Origin of the sequence: Agrobacterium sp. El2ro-1b (genome assembly GCF_048298475.1) — a bacterium.
Classification (GTDB): domain Bacteria; phylum Pseudomonadota; class Alphaproteobacteria; order Rhizobiales; family Rhizobiaceae; genus Agrobacterium; species Agrobacterium fabrum.
In genome coordinates, this window is record NZ_CP103459.1 from 918,417 (window position 1) to 937,626 (window position 19,210).

General features: G+C 60.5%; 10 protein-coding genes. 4 read left to right on the top strand and 6 right to left on the bottom strand.

Going from position 1 to position 19,210, the window contains the following annotated elements:
* Positions 1–379: 379 nt before the first annotated feature.
* The 4 genes from NYR50_RS18465 (at position 380) to NYR50_RS18480 (ending at position 12,665) form a co-directional block, all read left to right on the top strand.
* On the top strand, positions 380–3,409 hold the full coding sequence (locus NYR50_RS18465) for an ice nucleation-like protein (RefSeq protein ID WP_418137786.1): 3,030 nt from the start codon (positions 380–382) through the stop codon (positions 3,407–3,409).
* Between the two features lie 543 nt (positions 3,410–3,952).
* Positions 3,953–5,998: a glycosyl transferase gene (locus NYR50_RS18470; protein WP_418137787.1), complete on the top strand. Its 2,046-nt coding sequence runs from the start codon at positions 3,953–3,955 to the stop codon at positions 5,996–5,998.
* A 98-nt stretch (positions 5,999–6,096) separates the two neighbouring features.
* The gene (gene glf / locus NYR50_RS18475; RefSeq protein WP_418137788.1) at positions 6,097–7,254 is read left to right on the top strand and encodes a UDP-galactopyranose mutase; all 1,158 of its coding nucleotides are present in this window, start codon (positions 6,097–6,099) and stop codon (positions 7,252–7,254) included.
* Between the two features lie 215 nt (positions 7,255–7,469).
* The gene (locus NYR50_RS18480; RefSeq protein WP_418137789.1) at positions 7,470–12,665 is read left to right on the top strand and encodes a beta strand repeat-containing protein; all 5,196 of its coding nucleotides are present in this window, start codon (positions 7,470–7,472) and stop codon (positions 12,663–12,665) included.
* A 108-nt stretch (positions 12,666–12,773) separates the two neighbouring features.
* Here NYR50_RS18480 and NYR50_RS18485 read toward each other — a convergent pair whose 3' ends face one another.
* The 6 genes from NYR50_RS18485 to NYR50_RS18510 are packed head-to-tail and all read right to left on the bottom strand — an operon-like array spanning position 12,774 to position 19,193.
* Positions 12,774–13,484, bottom strand: coding sequence for a ribonuclease activity regulator RraA (locus tag NYR50_RS18485; RefSeq protein ID WP_010973471.1), 711 nt, complete (start codon positions 13,482–13,484; stop codon positions 12,774–12,776).
* Between the two features lie 33 nt (positions 13,485–13,517).
* Entirely contained in the window at positions 13,518–14,315 is a 798-nt protein-coding gene (locus NYR50_RS18490) for an NAD-dependent epimerase/dehydratase family protein (protein ID WP_418137790.1), read from the bottom strand.
* Positions 14,316–14,324: 9 nt separating this feature from the next.
* Complete coding sequence (gene araD, locus NYR50_RS18495; RefSeq protein ID WP_418137791.1) at positions 14,325–16,049, bottom strand: L-arabinonate dehydratase; 1,725 nt, start codon at positions 16,047–16,049, stop codon at positions 14,325–14,327.
* Positions 16,050–16,086: 37 nt separating this feature from the next.
* Positions 16,087–17,166 carry an ABC transporter ATP-binding protein gene (locus tag NYR50_RS18500; protein ID WP_418137792.1) on the bottom strand — a complete coding sequence of 360 codons (1,080 nt, stop codon included), beginning with the start codon at positions 17,164–17,166 and terminating at the stop codon, positions 16,087–16,089.
* Positions 17,167–17,188: 22 nt separating this feature from the next.
* The gene (locus NYR50_RS18505; RefSeq protein ID WP_143242125.1) at positions 17,189–18,232 is read right to left on the bottom strand and encodes a carbohydrate ABC transporter permease; all 1,044 of its coding nucleotides are present in this window, start codon (positions 18,230–18,232) and stop codon (positions 17,189–17,191) included.
* Positions 18,225–19,193, bottom strand: a complete 969-nt coding sequence (locus tag NYR50_RS18510) for a carbohydrate ABC transporter permease (protein WP_006313660.1) — start codon at positions 19,191–19,193, stop codon at positions 18,225–18,227. The genes NYR50_RS18505 and NYR50_RS18510 overlap by 8 nt, the downstream gene beginning before the upstream one ends.
* Positions 19,194–19,210 lie beyond the last annotated feature (17 nt).

Sequence of the window (19,210 nt, forward strand, 5' to 3'; positions counted from 1 at the left end):
AGAACCCGATACCCCTGCCATCTTAAAGTCATGCTACTTATACGGTAGCGAACGCATCTGGCTTCTGGCAGTGAAAGATGGCCAAACCGACACTTGTCCGCTTTATTTTATACTTCACTAGAATCTAAAATATGCATCTATCAAGAATAGATGGCGCCACTCTAAATATTAACTCGGCTTTAAATGTTCGCCTGATATGACACGCACGTCGTGAGCTTCTTAAGCGGCAAGAAATTATTAGCGGCATTCGCACAAGCTAGCGTGGAAAATCCGGGTCCGATCTCCGGCTCGAATTGCATGAAGCGTTTCCAGCGCAGGTTCACATGAGCCATGTTCTCCACAATTTCGCTTTATTTGCGGATGCCGGATCCCTGTCATCATGGGCAGTGTCTGGCAGCAGATAGGCGTGACCATCCGCCATTCGGTAAAGGACACGTTCATGACTTCGATCCTCTCTTCATTGTCTGCTGTGCAGATTTCCAAGCTTTCCACGTCGACGATCGCCAGCCTGACGTCGGAAGACGTGAATGCTCTTGATAGCACCAAGATCAAGGCTCTCTCTTCGTCTCAGATCGCCTCGTTGAGCACGGATAACCTTGCTCTTTTTAGCTCCGAAGACCTCCGCGCCATTTCGGTAACGGCGGTCAAGGGCCTGACGCTCACCCAGATGGCGAAACTGAGCTCCGCCCAGGTCAGCAGCCTGTCTTCGTCCCAGGTCACGGCACTTTATGCCAGCCAGATCGACGCCATGTCGACCGACCAGATCAAGGCTCTCAATTCGTCTCAGATTGCAGGCCTCAGCTCCGCCCAGATTGCGACGCTCAGCAGCGACGAACTGGCCCTCTTTTCCACCGACGAGATCAAGTCGATCAGCGCCAATGCCATCGCAGGTCTTTCAACAGCAGCCATCGCTGCTCTCAGCACCGACAATGCAGCCGCACTGACGAAGACGCAGATCGCCGCCTTGTCTTCCACGCAGTTCAATGCGCTGAGCTCTGGCAGCCTGGCAACCTTCTCGTCAGACGAAGTCAAGGCGATCAGCAACAAGATCCTCGCTGGCCTCGATGTCACCAAACTCAGCACGGGCAACATCGCTGCCCTCAGCAAGGCACAGGTTTCGGCGCTTTCGACGACGCAGTTTGCAGCCATGTCGACCGACCAGATCAAGGCCCTCACCTCCGAGCAGGTCGCCGGTCTCAGCTCCGCGCAGGTTGCGACACTCAGCAGCGACGAACTGGCTCTCTTCACCACAGACGAGATCAAGGCGATCGGCGCCAACGCCGTTGCCGGCCTGTCTGCCGCAGCCCTGGCGGCGCTTACCACCGACAATGCATCTGCACTGACGAAGACGCAGATCGCAGGTCTGTCTTCGACACAGCTGAATGCCCTGACCTCCGCCAACCTTGCCACCTTCTCTGCAGATGAGATCAAGGCCATCAGCACCAAGGCGCTGGCCGGTCTCGATGTCACCAAGCTCAGCACCGGCAACATCGCAGCGCTGACCAAAACCCAGGCCGCATCGCTGTCCTCGACGCAGTTCGCAGCCATGTCGACCGACCAGATCAAGGCCCTCACCTCCGAGCAGGTCGCCGGTCTCAGCTCCGCGCAGGTTGCGACGCTCAGCAGCGACGAACTGGCTCTCTTCTCCACCGATGAGATCAGCGCCTTCAGCGCCACTGCCGTCGCTGGCCTTTCCACAGCAGCTCTGGCTGCCCTCACGACCGGCAATGCCACCGCACTGACGAAGACGCAGATTGCTGGCCTGTCCTCGACACAGCTTAATGCCCTGACATCGGGCAGCATCGCGACTTTCTCCGCCGATGAAGTCAAGGCAATCAGCACCAAGGCGCTGGCCGGCCTCGATGTCACCAAACTCAGCACCGGCAACGTCGCTGCCCTCAGCAAGGCACAGGTTTCGGCGCTGTCGACGACACAGTTTGCAGCCATGTCGACCGACCAGATCAAGGCCCTCACCTCCGATCAGGTCGCCGGTCTCAGCTCCGCTCAGGTTGCGACGCTCAGCAGCGACGAACTGGCTCTCTTCTCCACCGACGAGATCAAGGCGATCGGCGCCAACGCCGTTGCCGGCCTGTCTGCCGCAGCCCTGGCGGCGCTTACCACCGACAATGCATCCGCACTGACGAAGACGCAGATCGCGGGCATGTCGTCCACGCAGATCAATGCCCTGACCTCCGCAAACCTTGCCACCTTCACGGCAGACGAGATCAAGGCGATCACCACCAAGGCTCTCGGCGGTCTCGATGTCACCAAGCTCAGCACCGGCAACATCGCCGCGCTGACCAAAGCGCAGGTTACATCGCTTTCCTCGACGCAGTTTGCAGCCCTGTCGACCGACCAGATCAAGGCTCTCACCTCCGAGCAGGTTTCGGGCCTCAACTCTGCCCAGGTTGCGACACTGAGCAGCGACGAACTCGCTCTCTTCACCACCGACGAGATCAAGTCGATCGCCGCCAACGCCGTTGCGGGTCTGTCTGCCGCAGCCCTGGCTGCCCTCACAACCGACAATGCATCCGCATTGACGAAGACGCAGATTGCTGGCCTCTCATCCACGCAGCTCAACGCCCTCACCTCCGCAAATCTCGCTACCTTCACGGCAGACGAGATCAAGGCGGTCACCACCAAGGCGCTGGCCGGCCTGGATGTCACCAAGCTCAGCACCGGCAACATCGCCGCACTCAGCAAGGCACAGGTTTCGGCGCTGTCGACAACACAGTTCGCTGCCATGTCGACCGACCAGATCAAGGCTCTCACCTCCGATCAGGTTGCCGGCCTCACCTCCGCGCAGGTTGCAACGCTGAGCAGCGACGAACTGGCTCTCTTCTCCACCGACGAGATCAAGGCGATCGGCGCCAGTGCCGTCTCCGGTCTGTCTGCTGCGGCTCTGGCGGCGCTTACCACCGACAACGCAGCGGCACTGACGAAGACCCAGATTGCCGGCATGTCTTCGACGCAGCTCAATGCCTTCAACTCCGCGAACCTCGCCACCTTCACGGCGGACGAAGTCAAGGCGATCACCGCCAAGGCTCTCGGCGGTCTCGATGCCACCAAGCTCAGCACCGGCAACATCGCCGCGCTCAGCAAGGCACAGGCCGCAGCATTGTCCACGACGCAGTTCGCAGCGCTCTCGACAGACCAGATCAAGGCCCTCACATCCGAGCAGGTCGCAGGTCTGAACTCTGCTCAGGTCGCGACGCTCGACAGCACCGAGCTGGCCCTGTTCTCGACAGACGACATCAAGGCCATTGGCGCCAACGCCGTTGCCGGTCTTTCCACGGCAGCTATTGGCGGTCTCAACAGCGCGCAGGCTGGAGCACTTTCGCCCCAGCAGCTGAAGGTCATGAACGATGCCCAGGTCGAGGCAGTCATCAAAGCCTATAAGACCGTCTAAGACTTAAGAACCCAGACAACACACGACGCGGCCAAAAGCCGCGTCGTCGTGCATTTGAAATAACCTTACAGAATGCTTCAAAAGAGCTATCAGTATCTGTCAGCGAAAATATTCATCGCCGCGCCGACCTTCAAAATTGCCTTTCTTTTCAGTGAAGTACGCGACAGTTCTATCCACCATAAACCGCAATAAACACCCTTGCGATTGGCGATTATTACATCGTACTTTCTTTCCGATACTCCATGCGTGAGGGGATCGGCAATGTTGTTGGATCAACCCTTCAATCATCATGAGAACGGCGGGATGAAACACCCCCATCCGCAGAACATGTGAGCAAGCATCGCTTCGCATGACTGCGCCAGCGCTTCGGAATCTGCCGTTTAACTAGAGGGTCATTTCACCTCCCCGGGCCAGCTGCCGATCCGCGCAAGCAATCCGGCTTTAAACACATCCAGCCACAGGCAAGTTATCTGCGATAGCTAAAGACGGCCCATCAACAGGCTGTTTTATCTTCGACCCTTTGTCGCCTTGCCGCAGGATGTCATGACCGCCAACCACGTCTCTCCTTCAAACGACGCCGCCGCTCCCAGCGCCCTTGATCTCGCGCGGAACCAACGGTTGAGCCTCATGGATCTGCTGAGCGTATCAGAGGCGCTCAATGCCGCCGGCCAGCAGGCCGCTGCGGCGGAGCTTTACAAGACCTGGGTCGCATTCAACGACAATAATCCGACGATCCATCTCGCCTATTTCAACTATGCCGTCATGCTGAACCAACTCGGCGACCGCGCAGGTGCGGTACAGGCGTTCCGGGCGTGTCTGAAGGCCAATCCGGAATTTGCTCCCGGCCACATCAATCTCGGCCGCGCGCTTGAAGATGCCGGGTTGATCGGCCACGCGGTGGAGCAATGGTCGCATTATGCCGAGGCGACGAAAAATGTCGACGCCGAGACGATCGGCCATCGGCACATGACCCTTCAGAACATGGGCCGGGTTCTCGAAGGCGCCGGCAAGCTCGAAGAGGCCGAAACCGCTTTGCTGCAGGCATTCGAACTGCGGCCGGAACTGCCGGAAGCAGGCCAGCACTGGGCATCGTTGCGACAGCGCCAGTGCAAGTGGCCGATCCTCGCTCCTTCGAACCACATTCCTGCGCGCAAGATGCTCGATGCGATGTCGTCGCTGACGCTGAGCTGTTACGCCGACGACCCGATGTTCCAGCTGGCCAAGGCTTACCGCCTCAGCAAAACGCTGATCGGCGCGCGTCCGGACCTCAGCCGTTTTCCGCGAAGATCACCGAAGCAGAAATCCGGCACCGGTCAGCGTCTGCGGGTCGGTTACCTCTCGTCGGATCTTCGCGATCATGCCGTCGGCTTCGCCCTTTGCGAAGTTCTGGAACTGCATGACAAGGACAGCCTCGAAGTCTTCGCCTATTATTGCGGCAATGTCCGCGGCAGTGACAGCACGCAGGAGCGTATCAAAGCCGCAGTCCATTGCTGGCGGGATATTCACGGTGTGGATGATGCCACTGCCGCATCACAGATCATCGCCGACGAGATCGATATATTGATCGACGTGAATGGCTACACCAAGGACGCCCGCGCGAAAATCTTCGCCTATCGTCCTGCACCTGTCATCGTCAGCTTCTGCGGTTACCCCGGATCGATGGGCAGCCCGTTCCATCAATATCTGATCTCTGACGGCTACATGATCCCGCCGGAGAACGAAATCTATTATTCCGAGAAAGTGCTGCGCATCGCCTGCGACCAGCCGCTCGACCGCAAACGGCCCATCGCCGCCCGGCCGAGCCGTGCCGACGTCGGACTGCCGGAGGATGCCTTCGTTTATGCCAGCTTCAACGGCATGCAGAAGATCACCGAAAACTGCTTCGCACGATGGATGACCATCCTGTCGGAGACGCCCGGCAGCCTGCTATGGCTGCTGACGGGTGATGACGACGTCAATCAACGCCTGCGAGATCTTGCGGAAAAAAGCGGCGTTGCGTCCGACCGGCTCGTCTTCGCGCCGAAGGCCCAGAACCCGCAGCATATTGCCCGCATCGGTCTTGCCGATCTGTTTCTCGACACATTCCCCTATGGCGCACATTCCACGGCATCGGATGCGATAACCTCCGGCCTGCCCGTCCTCACCATGTCCGGCAAGACCTTCGCCGCCCGCTTCTGCGGCAGCATCGTCAACGCAGCGGGCGTGCCGGAGATGATCTGCTCTTCACCGGAAGATTATGTCGCCCGTGCCATCGGTTTCGAACGAGACCGCCAAAGCCTTCTCGAGGTCAGGGAATCGATCGCCCGGCAGCGCGAGACAAGCGTCCTGCGGGATATCCCTGCCCTCGCACGGCGTCTGGAAGAACTCTTCTGGCAAATGCAGGGCGAATGCGAGCGCGGCGAGACCCCGGTGCCCGATCTCAGCAATCTCGATATTTATTATGAAGCGGGCGCGGAAGCGCTGCTGGAAAATATCGAGTTCGAGGACGAACAGAGCTACCGCGAGCGTTACCTGAAGAAGCTGAGGCAATGGCACGATTATGCGCCGATCCCCTATGATAGCCGCCTCTGGCAAAAACCGGGTAATTGAGCGCGGGATCAAACGGCATCGGCCAGGACAAGCGCCATGCGGCGCCCGGCAAATCTTGACCGCCTGCGGGGCGACGGATGAACAGGACTGAGTTACCAATGATCGCGGACGAAAGAATTGTCATTGTGGGCGCCGGGCTTTCCGGCGCGGTCATTGGCCGGGAGCTCGCACTGGCGGGCCATCTGGTCGACATCATCGATGCCCGCGATCACATTGCCGGCAATTGCCATACCGAACGCGACGGCGAAACCGGCGTCATGGTGCATGTTTATGGTCCGCATATTTTCCATACCGACGACCGGGAAGTCTGGGACTACGTGAACAGCTTCCAGACCTTCATGCCCTACAAGAACCGCGTCAAAACAACGAGCAGCGAGCAGGTCTACTCCCTTCCCGTCAATCTGCACACGATCAACCAGTTCTTCGGCAAGAATTTCCGGCCCGATGAAGCGCGAACCTTCATCGAGGACAAGGCCGACAAATCGATCACCGATCCACAGACCTTCGAGGAACAGGCGCTGCGTTTCGTCGGCCGCGATCTCTATGAGGCTTTCTTCAAGGGATATACCGAAAAGCAATGGGGCTGCTCGCCGACGGATCTGCCGGCCTCCATCCTGAAACGCCTGCCCGTGCGCTTCAATTACGACGACAACTACTTCTTCCACAAATATCAGGGCATGCCGGAAAGCGGTTATACTGACATGATCGAGCGCATCCTCGATCACCCCAATATTACGGTAAAACTCGGCACGCGCTTTGACCGCGCCGAAGCGCCGGCCACCGGACACGTCTTTTACTCCGGTCCGCTCGATGGCTATTTCGATTTCGAATTCGGCCGCCTGGCGTACCGGACGCTCGACTTCGAACGGTTCACCTATGACGGCGACTACCAGGGTTGCGCGGTGATGAATTACGGCGACGTGTCGGTACCCTTTACCCGCATCACCGAACACAAGCATTTTTCGCCGTGGGAAGACCATGCCGGCTCCGTCTGCTACCGGGAGTTTTCCCGCGAATGCGGCCCGCAGGACATTCCCTATTATCCGATCCGGCTGGTCGAGGACAAAGAACAGCTCGCCGACTATGTGGCGCGGGCCGAACGGGAGGCGTCGGTCACCTTTGTCGGACGGCTCGGGACCTACCGTTATCTCGACATGGATGCGACCATCCGCGAAGCGCTCGACACTGCCCGCCTCTATCTCGCCAGGCGATCAGAGGGCGGTTCCATGCCGGCATTTCTGCATTCACCCGTCTGAGATTTATCGGCCGGCGAGCACGCCGGTGTCCGAGCCTCTGCTGTACTGAACTCAATATTGCAAAGGGCGATCGGCGGAAGCGCAACTTAAGGTTCAGGCAAGCCCGATTGCGTACTCAACATCTGAAAAATGATGGACCTGAGTAACCGATGCTCTTCCGAGGGCTGGGGCAGGAAATTCATCTGTCGAGGCTTGGGCTTTAGGATTTTCCAGACATGACGTCGATCATTGCTTCCCTGAATGTCAATCAGATCAGATATCTCTCGACAGAGGCGGTCGCAGCCTGGACAACCGAGGACGTCGCGTCACTCTCCACAACGCAGATCAAGGCGCTCTCATCGGATCAGATCGCGGCATTGGATGTGGAGGATGTGAAAATCCTCAATTCTCAGCAGCTGAGCGCCATTTCACAGGGCGCCATTGTTGGTCTGACGCTAGACCAACTCAACATTCTCGACCAATACGCCATCAAAAGTCTGAGTGCGAGCCAGGTTTCCGCGCTGACGACCACCCAGTTTCATGCCCTGACGACGGATCAGGCAGAAGCCCTGACCTCCTCCCAGGTGCGCGTCCTCAGCGCAGCGCAACTTGCGGCGCTGAGCGCAGAGGATATCGCAACCTTCTCGACCGCTGACATGGCGGCGATCACGGCCAAAGCCATGCCGGGCCTCGGCACGGAGGTGATCGCGGGACTTACCCCGGATCAGATCGCGGCGCTGAACATCAGCGCGATCGCAAGCCTGACGACCGAACAGATCGCGATCCTGAGCCCGCAGCAGGCCGAAGCCCTGACCCCGGCCCAGGTGAGAGTGTTGAGCTCGCTTCAGCTCGCTGCCCTCGGCACAGACGATATCGCCACCTTCTCCGCGGCCGACATCGCCGCTATTACCGGCAAGGCCATAACGGGCCTGAGCATCGAGGCAATCGCGGAACTGACGGCGGATCGCGTCGCCGCTCTGAATGCAAGCGCGATTGCCGGTCTGACGACCGAGCAGATCGAGGCCCTGAGTACCGCCCAGATCGCCGCCTTGACGACGGCGCAGATTGCCGCACTCAAAACGACCCATGTCGCGGCCTTGAGCACGAGCCAGGTCGAAGCCCTGTCACCGTTACAGGTGCGGTCGCTGACTGCGTCACAGCTCGCGGTCCTGAGCGCGGAGGACATCGCAACATTCTCCACCGCCGATATCGCCGCGATCACGGGCACAGCCATGCCCCGCCTGAGCACGGAGGCGATCGGTACTCTGACGCTGGATCAGATCGCCGCGCTGACGACGGCCCAGCTGAACGCCCTCAGTTCGGCACAGTTCCAGGCCCTGAGCGCCGGTCAGGTCGAGGCCCTGTCGGCCACTCACATTGCGGCCCTGAGCACCGGCGTAATCGCTAGCCTGACAGCCGATCAGATCGAAGCCTTCAGCACCCGGCAGGTCGAGGCCCTCTCCGCGGCACAGGTGAAGCTGCTGAACTCGGCTCAAATTGCAGCCCTGAGCCCGGATGATATTGCGACATTTTCGACCGCCGATATTGCGGCGATTGCCGGCAAGGCAATATCAGGCCTGAGCACCGGCGCAATCGCAGCGCTGACCACCGCTCAGATCGCCGCCCTGACGACCGGTGCGATCGCCAGCCTGACAGACGACCAGATCGAAGCTCTGAGCACCAGTCAGGTCGCGGCCCTCTCCCCGACACAGGTGAAATCGCTGAGTTCAACGCAACTCGCTGCCCTGAGCGTGGAGGATATCGCGACCTTCTCGAGTGCCGATCTTGCCGCGATTACCGGCAAGGCCATGTCGGGCTTGAGCACGGATGTCATTGCAGCACTGACCGCCGCTCAGATCGCCGCCTTCGGCGCCAGTGCGATTGCCGGCCTGACGTCCGATCAGGTCGAAGCCTTGAGCGGCAGCCAGGTCAGCCTTTTGTCCGCCACGCAGATCAAGGCGTTGAGTTCAACGCAGGTCGCCGCCTTGGGTAGCGATGTCGCTGCCTTGTCCACCAGCCAGACCGCCGTATTGAGTGCGGCAAGCATCAAGGGCCTGACCCCGGAGCAGATTGCAATCCTGCGCGCCGATCAGGTCTCGGCTTTGACCACGGCCCAGATCGCGGCTCTCAGCTCGGGACAGATAACGGCGATGGGCGCCAGCAACATCGCATCGCTTTCCGTGGCCCAGATCACGGCCATAAGCACGTCAAGCATGACCGGACTTTCAACCGGCCAGATCGCAGCGCTCAGCACCGAGCAGATTCCCAGGCTGTCGAGCAGGCAGATGGCAATGTTGAGCTCGGCACAAATTGCAGCCCTTGGCACCGAGGCCGTAGCGGCTCTTTCGACAGCACAGATTTCCGGCCTGAGCGCTGCGGGTATTTCTGGGTTGAGCAAGCAGCAAGTGGCGACATTCAGCACCGCCCAGGTTGAAGCCCTGACGAGTGCGCAGATCCTCAATTTCAGTTCCATGCATATTGCCGAACTGGGGACGGAAGATCTGGCGAAATTCACCACCAAGGATATCGCTGCGATTAGTTCAAGTGCGATCGCGGGATTGTCGGCGGAGGCAATAGCCTCCCTGACGACTGCTCAGATTGCGGCTCTGAACACGCAAAGCGTCAATGCGCTGAGCACCGCGCAGATTGCCGCCTTGACGACCGCTCAGGTTGAGGCCTTGACCTCCAACCAGGTCAGTGCACTCACCTCGAAGCAGATCGCGGCCTTGAGCACGGATGACATCGCAACATTCTCGACCAAGGACATTGCCGCGATCAGTTCGGATGCGATTGCAGGCCTCTCCGCCGATACCATTGCGTCGCTCGCAACAGGCCAGATCGCCGCACTGAATGTGAGAAGCATCGCGGCGCTCAGCACCGTGCAGATCGTGGCCCTGACCAGTGCTCAGGTCGAGGCATTGACCACCGTTCAGGTCGGCGCGCTCAGTTCTACGCAGCTCGCCGTCCTGAGCACGGACGATATCGCAACCTTCTCGACGAGGGACATGGCCGCGCTCGGTTCAAGTGCGATCGCCGGCCTCTCGAAGGACACCGTAGCGTCGCTAACGACAGCCCAGATCGGCGCGCTGAGCATGGCCGGTATCAGCGGGCTGAGCACGGGGCAGATCGCTGCATTGACGGGTGATCAGCTCAACGTCCTCACCAATACCCAGATCGCCGCCCTCACCTCCAAGCAGGTTGCGGCGTTTGATGTGAGCGACATCACGGCACTGTCGACAGGCCAGATCGCCGCCCTCAGCGCGGCGGGTGCGGCAGGTCTCACCACCGATCAGATCGCCGCCCTGAGTACCGATCAGGTCGGGGCGATGACCAGCGGCCAGATCGCGGCTCTCAGCGCAAAACAGATCGCCGCTCTCGGCACCGACGACATTGCGACTTTCTCGACCGGGGACATTGCCGCACTCAGTTCGAATGCGGTTGCGGGCCTCTCAAGCGACACCGTGGCATCGCTGACGACAGCACAGATCGCGGCGCTGAGTTCGGCCGGTATCAGCGGGCTGGGCACCGGACAGATCGCAGGCCTGACAAGCGAACAGGTCAACGTCCTCACCAATGCCCAGATCAGCGCCTTCACCTCAAAGCAGGTTGCGGCACTTGAGGTGACCGATATCGCCTCGCTTTCAGCGGCACAGATAGCCGCCATCGGCGCCGCAGGCGTGGCAGGCCTCACCACGGATCAGATCGCCGCCTTGAGCACCAGCCAGGTCGAGGCCCTGACCAGTGCCCAGATCGCGGCCCTGAATTCGAAACAGATTGCGGCTCTCAGCGCCGACGATCTGGCTATCTTCACCACCGCGGAAATGGCCGCGATCGGTTCTGGTGCAATCTCCGGCCTGCCGGCATCGACCATCGCATCCCTGACGACGGCCCAGATCGCGGCCCTCGGCGCGGCGGCCGTATCGGGACTCACCACCGACCAGATCGCCGCCCTCGGCACCGGCCAGGTCGATGCCCTCACCAATGCGCAGATCGGCGCCCTCACCTCCAAACAGGTTACGGCACTCAGCGTTTCCGGCATCGGCTCGCTTTCATCAGCCCAGATCGCCGCTCTCAGCACAGCGGGCGTGGCGGGCCTCACCACGGATCAGATCGCGGCCTTGAGCACCAGTCAGGTCGAGGCCCTGACCAGCGTCCAGATCGCGGCCCTGAGTTCGAAACAGATTGCGGCCCTCGGTGCCGATGATCTTGATATCTTCACCACCGCTGAAATCGCCTCGATCGGCTCCAGTGCGGTCGCTGGCCTGTCGGCGTCGACCATCGCCTCCCTGACGACGGCGCAGATCGCGGCCCTCGGCACCGCGGCCGTATCGGGCCTTACCACCGGCCAGATTGTAGCCCTCGGCACCGGCCAGTTGAACGGCCTCACCAGCGCACAAATTGGCGCCCTCACCTCCAGACAGGTTGCAGCCCTCAACGCGACCGGCATCGCCGCGCTGACGAAAGGCCAGATCGCCGCTCTCGACGCCAAGGCTGTCGCGGGCTTTGGCAGCGCGCAGGCAGGCGCGCTGAGCGTCGAACAGGTCGAAGCCCTGTCCACCCGTCAGATTGCGGCGTTGACTTCGGATGCACTTCAGGGACTGTCTACCGACATGCTCGAGACCTTCTCGCCGGAGGAACTCGCAGCGATTGGCGCAAGCGCGATAAAGGGGCTGTCCACGAACTTTATCGCCGCGCTTTCCACGGCAGAGGTTGCCGCCCTGAGTACCGCAGGCGTCTCCGGATTGACCAGCGAGCAGGTCGATGCCCTTGGTAAGGACAGGATCGAAGCCCTGTCCACCAGCCAGATCGCCGCATTGAGCTCGTCCGGGCTCGCCGGACTGTCACTGGAGGATATGGGAACATTCTCCAGCGGCGAACTTGCTGCAATCAGTTCAACGGCCATCAGGGGCTTGTCCAATGGCGTCGTCGCGTCCCTGTCGTCAGAGTCAATAGCCGCTTTAACGACAGGCCAGGTGGCGTCGCTGAGCTACGGCCAGGTGGCGGCAATGAATGCTGCACAAATCGGCGCGTTGTCGACATCCCAGGTCAGCGCCCTCAGCGCAAGGCAGGCGGCCGCGCTTGGTGCAGACGACCTCACGACATTTTCAGCCGAACAGATCATCAGCCTGAGTTCAAGCGCGATCCCGGGATTGAGCACCAGCACACTCGCTGGCCTGACGGCTTCCCAGGCCGCAGCCTTCACGCCCGGCCAGATCGCCGCCATGACATCGGCGCAGGTGACGGCGTTGAACAGCAGCAATCCGGCAAACAGCTCCGTGCAGGAGATCGCTTCCTTCCTCTCGACCCCCGCGGCGGCGACGTCTTCGGCGCAAGATAATACGGACAATACCAGCGGATCGGTCGGCACGTCGACCACGGCGCAGGACCAGTCCGACGTCGCCTCAGCCATCCTGTCTTATCTTGATGTCTGAGCGGTCCTTTCCCTGACGCAGCGGACAGGATTGTTCGCGAAACGCTAAAAAAAGGAAACGGGCGTCACCGCAAGGGACGCCCGTCAATGCGAATAGCCTTGAGAACGATCAGCGTCCGTGCTGTTTGCGCCATGCGGCAAAGGCGACCTGATGCTCTTCCTTGGTGCAGGGGTAAAGGCCGATGATCGTCTGGCCGGCCTTGACCTGCTCCACCACGAAATCTTCGTAAGCCGTCATTTCCACCGCTTCCGTCGCCACTTCATCGGCAATGCCGGCGGGAATGACGATGACGCAATCCGCATCGCCGACGATGATGTCACCCGGGAAAACCGGCGCGTCGCCGCAGCCGATCGGGCCGTTGATCTCGATCGCCTCGTGTTTGGTGAGGTTGGTGGGGCTGGAAGGCCGGGTGTGGTAGGCCGGAATATCCAGCTCGGCAATGGTGGCCGCATCCCGGAAACCGCCATCGGAAACGATGCCCGCTCCACCGCGAACCATCAGGCGCGTGACCAGAATATCGCCTGCCGAGGCGGCGGAGGGATCCTTGCGGCTGTCCATGACAAGCACATGGCCGGGCGGGCAGGTTTCGATGGCGACGCGCTGCGGATGGGCGGGATTGCGGAATTCCACCAGCTGATTGCGATCCTCGCGTGCCGGCATGTAACGCAGGGTGAAGGCCGGGCCGACCATATTCTTGCCCTTGTAACCCAGCGGGCGCACGCCCTGGATGACCTGGTTGCGCAGGCCGCGCTTGTAAAGCGCCGTCGCCAGCGTGGCGACGGAAATCGTCAACAGTTTTTCGCGCGTTTCATTGTTCATGTCTGTCTCCTCGCAATGGCCGAATAATGTATTTCAAGTTCTGTGAATGGGCTCGTCTATGAAGATGCCGCCCTGATATTTCGCGATCGCGGCCTCCGGGTCGGGGCGCGGCACATCGCGTTCGATTTCCGCCAGGTAGCGTGCGGCATTGTCGCGCCGCTGCCAGCCGAGAAAATCGACATGGGAATTGTCCCACCAACTGTCGTCATTGGCCGAAACGCCCCAGATGACCGGGCATCCGAGCTTCGGCACGCGGAATGCGGCCTCGATCAGCGAAACGAAGTCGCCGTAGCTCAGCCAGGTGGACAACATCCGCCAGTTGGAAGGTTTTTCTTCGCAGGAGCCGATGCGGACAATCGCGGTCTCCTGACCGAATTTGGAATGATAGAGGCTCGCCATCGCCTCGCCGAAAATTTTCGAGACGCCATAAAGACCATCCGGCAGAAAGGGCGTCTCAGGGGCAAGCTGCTGACCCTGCGGATAATAACCGATCGTGTGGTTGCTGGAGGCGAACAGAATGCGCGGCATGCCGTTCAGCCGTGCCGCCTCATAGAGATTGTATACCCCACGCAGATTGGCGGCCTCTATCGGGTCAAACGCCCTCTCGACGGAAACGCCGCCGAGATGGACGATGCCGTCGCAACCCTTGACGAGATCGTGCACCGCCTGCTCGTCTTCGAGCGCGCAGGAAACGAGTTCCTCGTGAGCTGCCGGCGTACCGAGGTCAACAACGTCGGAAAGGCGGATGGTCTCGGCGACATGGCCAAGCCGTGCCCGCAGCATGCTGCCCAGCTTGCCGCCGGCACCGGTGATGAGCAATCGCTTCAACATGTCACGTCCTTAGAAAATATCGGGCTCGCCGGCAGTGCGGCCGAAATCCGTCTGCAGGAAGTCGAAGTCGCAACCCTGATCGGCCTGGGTGACGTGCTTGGAAAAGAGATAACCGTAACCGCGTTCATACCGTGGTGCCGGCGCCTGCCAGGCCGCCCGGCGACGAGCGATTTCCTCTTCGCTGACCAGCATGTCGAGGCGACGCTGCGGCAGGTCGAGACGCACAATATCGCCGGTTTTCAGGAGCGCCAGCGGGCCGCCGACGAAGCTTTCCGGCGCGACATGCAGCACGCAGGCGCCATAGGACGTGCCGGACATGCGGGCATCGGAAATACGAAGCATATCGCGATGACCCTTTTTGATCAGCGCCTTTGGGATAGGCAACATGCCCCATTCCGGAAAGCCCGGACCGCCGAGCGGACCGGCATTACGCAGCACTAGCACATGGTCGGGCGTTACATCGAGATTCTCATCGTCAATGGCGGCTTTCATCTCGGGGTAGCTGTCAAACACCAGCGCCGGGCCCTGATGCACATGCAGTTTTGGATCGCAGGCCGCTGGCTTGATGACGGCGCCGTTAGGGCAGAGATTGCCACGCAGCACCGCAAGCGATCCTTCCGCATAGACGGGATTGTCGAGCGAGCGGATGACGTCGTCATTATAGACTTTCGCACCTTCGAGATTTTCACCCATGCTGCGGCCGGTCACGGTCAGTGCCGAACAATCGAGACGGCTTTCCAGCTGCTTCATCAGTGCCCGCAGACCACCGGCGTAAAAGAAGTCCTGCATCAGATAGTCCTTCCCGGAAGGGCGGACATTGGCGATGAGTGGCGTAACGCGACCAAGTTCGTCCAGCTCGTCCAGCGTCATCGGCACACCGGCGCGGCGCGCCATGGCGATGAGATGCACAACGGCATTGGTGGAGCAGCCGGTGGCCATCGCGACGATGGCCGCGTTGCGGAAAGCTGCCGCCGTCAGGATATGGTCCGGTGTCAGATCTTCCGACACCATCTCAACGATGCGGCGGCCGCAGGCGGCGGACATGCGCTGATGTTCGGAATCGACCGCCGGAATGGAGGAGGCGCCCGGCAAGGTGATGCCAAGTGCGTCGGCAATGGCCGTCATGGTCGAGGCCGTGCCCATTGTCATGCAGACGCCGGCAGAGCGGGCGATGCCGCCCTGCACGCCACGCCATTCCTCGTCCGTGACATTGCCTGCGCGGCGCTCATCCCAATATTTCCAGGCGTCCGAACCCGAGCCCAGAACCTTGCCGGCATAATTTCCGCTCAGCATCGGGCCGGCGGGCAGATAGATCATCGGCACACCTGCTGAGATCGCACCCATGACGAGGCCCGGCGTCGTCTTGTCGCAACCGCCCATCAGCACCACGCCGTCAAGCGGATGCGAGCGGATCATTTCCTCCGTCTCCATGGCCAGCATGTTGCGGTAAAGCATCGATGTCGGCTTGGTGAAGCTCTCGTCCACCGAGAGCGACGGCATTTCGACCGGGAAACCACCCGCCTGCAACACGCCGCGCTTCACATCCTTCACCCGTTCAGGGAAATGCGAATGACAGGTGTTCAGCTCCGACCAGGTGTTGAGGATACCGATGACGGGTTTGCCGACAAAATCCTCCTCCGCATAACCAAGCTGCATCATGCGCGAACGGTGGCCGAAGCTGCGCAGGTCGTCGGGGGCGAACCAGCGGTCGGAACGGAGTTTTTTATCGGTCATGTCAATGGTCCTGCGTTGCGGGTTGCGCCAAAGGCTGTCAGTCCTGCCGGAGCGTCAGCCCGCTCGTCGTATCGAAAAGATGGATGTGTTCCAGCGGCGCCGACAGGCGGATGACTTCGTCCGCCGATGTCGAGGTCTGGCCGGAAAGATGCAGCGTCACCCGGGTGCCATCACCCAGAGTGCCGTAAAGATAGGACTCGCCGCCGAGCTGTTCGGCGGTGCGCACCGACATGGTCAGTGCACCTTCGCCACCCGCCTGCACATGGTTTGGACGGATGCCGAGCGTCACTTTCTGACCGGGCTTATAGGCAAAACCGGTCTGCGGCAGGGGGATCAGTTCGCCGGTGGCGATCTTCAGGGACGGCGTTGCATCCGACGTTACTTCGCCGGCAAAGAAGTTCATCTTCGGCGAGCCGATGAAGCCGGCCACGAAGAGATTGGCCGGGCGGTTATAGAGATCGAGCGGCACACCGAACTGCTCGAGCTTGCCGGCGCGCAGAACCGCGATCTTGTCAGCCATGGTCATGGCCTCCACCTGATCGTGCGTCACATAGATCATGGTATTGCCGAGCCGCCGGTGCAGGCTGGAAATCTCGCCGCGCATATCGACGCGCAGCTCCGCATCAAGGTTGGAAAGCGGCTCGTCGAAGAGGAATACGCGCGGCTCGCGCACCACGGCGCGGCCGATGGCGACGCGCTGGCGCTGACCACCCGACAGGTCCTTCGGGCGACGCTCCAGCAGCTGGTCGATCTGCAGCATCTTGGCGACCTGGCTGACCTTCTCGGCGATGTCCTTTTTGGGGGTGCCGATATTCTCAAGTCCGAAGGAGAGGTTTTCGCGCACGGTCATATGCGGGTAAAGGGCATAGGACTGGAACACCATGGCAAGGCCACGATCCGCGGCCGGCACCGTGTTGACCACGTCGCCGCCGATGACGATATCGCCGCCGCTCAGTTCCTCGAGACCCGAGATCATCCGCAGCAGGGTGGACTTGCCACAGCCGGAAGGGCCGACGAAGACACAGAATTCGCCGTGCTTGATATCGAGATCGATACCCTTGATCACATCGAGGGCACCATATGTCTTTTTGACCTGACGAAGCTGAATACTTGCCATTGTCGTATTTCCTCCCTGAGGATTATTTGCCGCCAGTCGATGCAATGCCGGTGGCGATGTATTTTTGCAGGAACATGAAGACCAGCGCGATGGGTGCAAGCGTCAGCACCGTCATGGCCAGAAGGTTGCTCCATTCCGTCGTCATCTCCCCCTGGAAGGAATTGAGCGCCAGCTGCAGGGTGAAGTTGTCGTTGCGGGTCAGCACGATCAGCGGCCAGAGGAAGTCGTTCCAGCGCCACATGATCGCCAGGATCGCCAGAACAGCAAGCGCCGGGGCCGAGAGCGGCAGGATGATGCGCCAGTAGATCTTCCACTCGCTGGCCTTGTCCATGCGCGCCGCATCGAGGATTTCATCCGGGATCGTCAGCATATATTGCCGGAGCAGGAAGACGCCGGTCGGTGTTGCGGCACCCGGAATGATGACGCCCCAGAGACTGTTGATCAGACCGAGCTGGCTGGTGATGAGAAACAGCGGCACGAGCACGACGGTCTGCGGGATCATCAATGTGCCGACGACCAGCGCCAGCACCACACCCCGGCCCTTGAACTCGTATTTCGAGAGCGCGAAGGCCGCCATGGAATTGACGATCAGCATGATGAGGGTGGAAGTCACCGTGATGAAGGTCGAATTCCAGAAATAAAGCGGGAAATTGAAACGCTGGAAAAGCTCGGTGTAGTTTTCCGTCGCGAGCGCCACCTTTTCGGCCGGCTTCAGCTCGTTGAACTGCATTTTCAGCACTTCCGCCGGCTTGGCGGGATCGACCACCTGGGCCACGAGGCCGATGCGTCTGATCATGCCGAGCTTGCGGCCATCCTTGTCGACATAGGCCGGCAGCGGCGCCGCCTGCCCATCCACAACAACGGTTTCCTGGCTATAGGGCAAAAGGCGCGGCGGGAAGCGCTGGAGATCGGCTTCCGTCTTGAACGAAGAGAGCACGAGCCAGACGACGGGACCGAACATCATCAGCACGGCCACGCCGAGATAGGCGTAGGACAGCCAGTCGGTCCAGTGCAGCTTGCCGTTGCGGCCGCGGGTACGGGTCAGAAATGCGCCAATCCTAGCCATCGACCTTGCTCCTGTTTGCCCGGAATTGCAGGGCGGTCAGCACCACGAGCACCACGGCGAGCAGCAGCGAAGCGGCAGCCGCAAGGCCGAAATTGCGGGGCGTCCCGGCAAAGCCGGTCTGATAGATGAACTGAATAATGAAGGTGGTCGCCGAACCCGGGCCGCCACCCGTGAAGGCAAAGACTTCATCGAAAGTCTGCACGCCCTTGATGAGCGACAGGACGAGAACGACAAGCATGGTGGGTGCGAGCAGCGGCAGGGTGATGCGCCGGAAGATGCGCCATGGGCTTGCCTTGTCGAGCTGCGCCGCCTCGTAGACATCACGCGGGATGGCCTGCAGGCCGGCGAGAAGAATGAGCGTATAGAAGCCCATATGCGCCCATACCGACAGGAAGACGGACCAGCCGAAGGCAAGATTGGCTTCAAGCAGCCAGTCCACCGAACCGAGGCCGAGCCCCTCCATCGCAGCATTGAGAACGCCGAAACGCTGGAGAATCCACTTCCAGATCAGCGCGACCACGACGGGCGACAGCAAAACCGGGAAGAAGAACACCGCACGGAAGAAACCCCGCGCCCGGATATCGCGGTTGAGCACGACGGCCGTGATCAGCGAAAAGCCGACCATGAAACCCACCTGCAGCACGACGAAGAACAGCGTGTTCCAGACGGAGCGCCAGAACAGATCGCGCTGACAGGAATTGGGATCAAGGTAATTCTGACAGGAAAGAAGGACCGAAAAGTTTTCGCCGCCCACGGAAGGGCGCTCCGAAAGCAAGATGTGTTCGCTGCCGGTCACGGAATAGGCCATGTTCAGCGCGATCGGCAGAAAGGCGAAGACCGCGAACAGGATCAGGTTGGGTGTCAGAAACACCCAGGCGATCCGCCGGTGGCCAAGAACCTTCTGCAGGAAGGCAAAGGGCAATTCGACAATGCCCATGACGGGCGCAAGAAATTTATACATGAGGGTCCTCCTTCGAT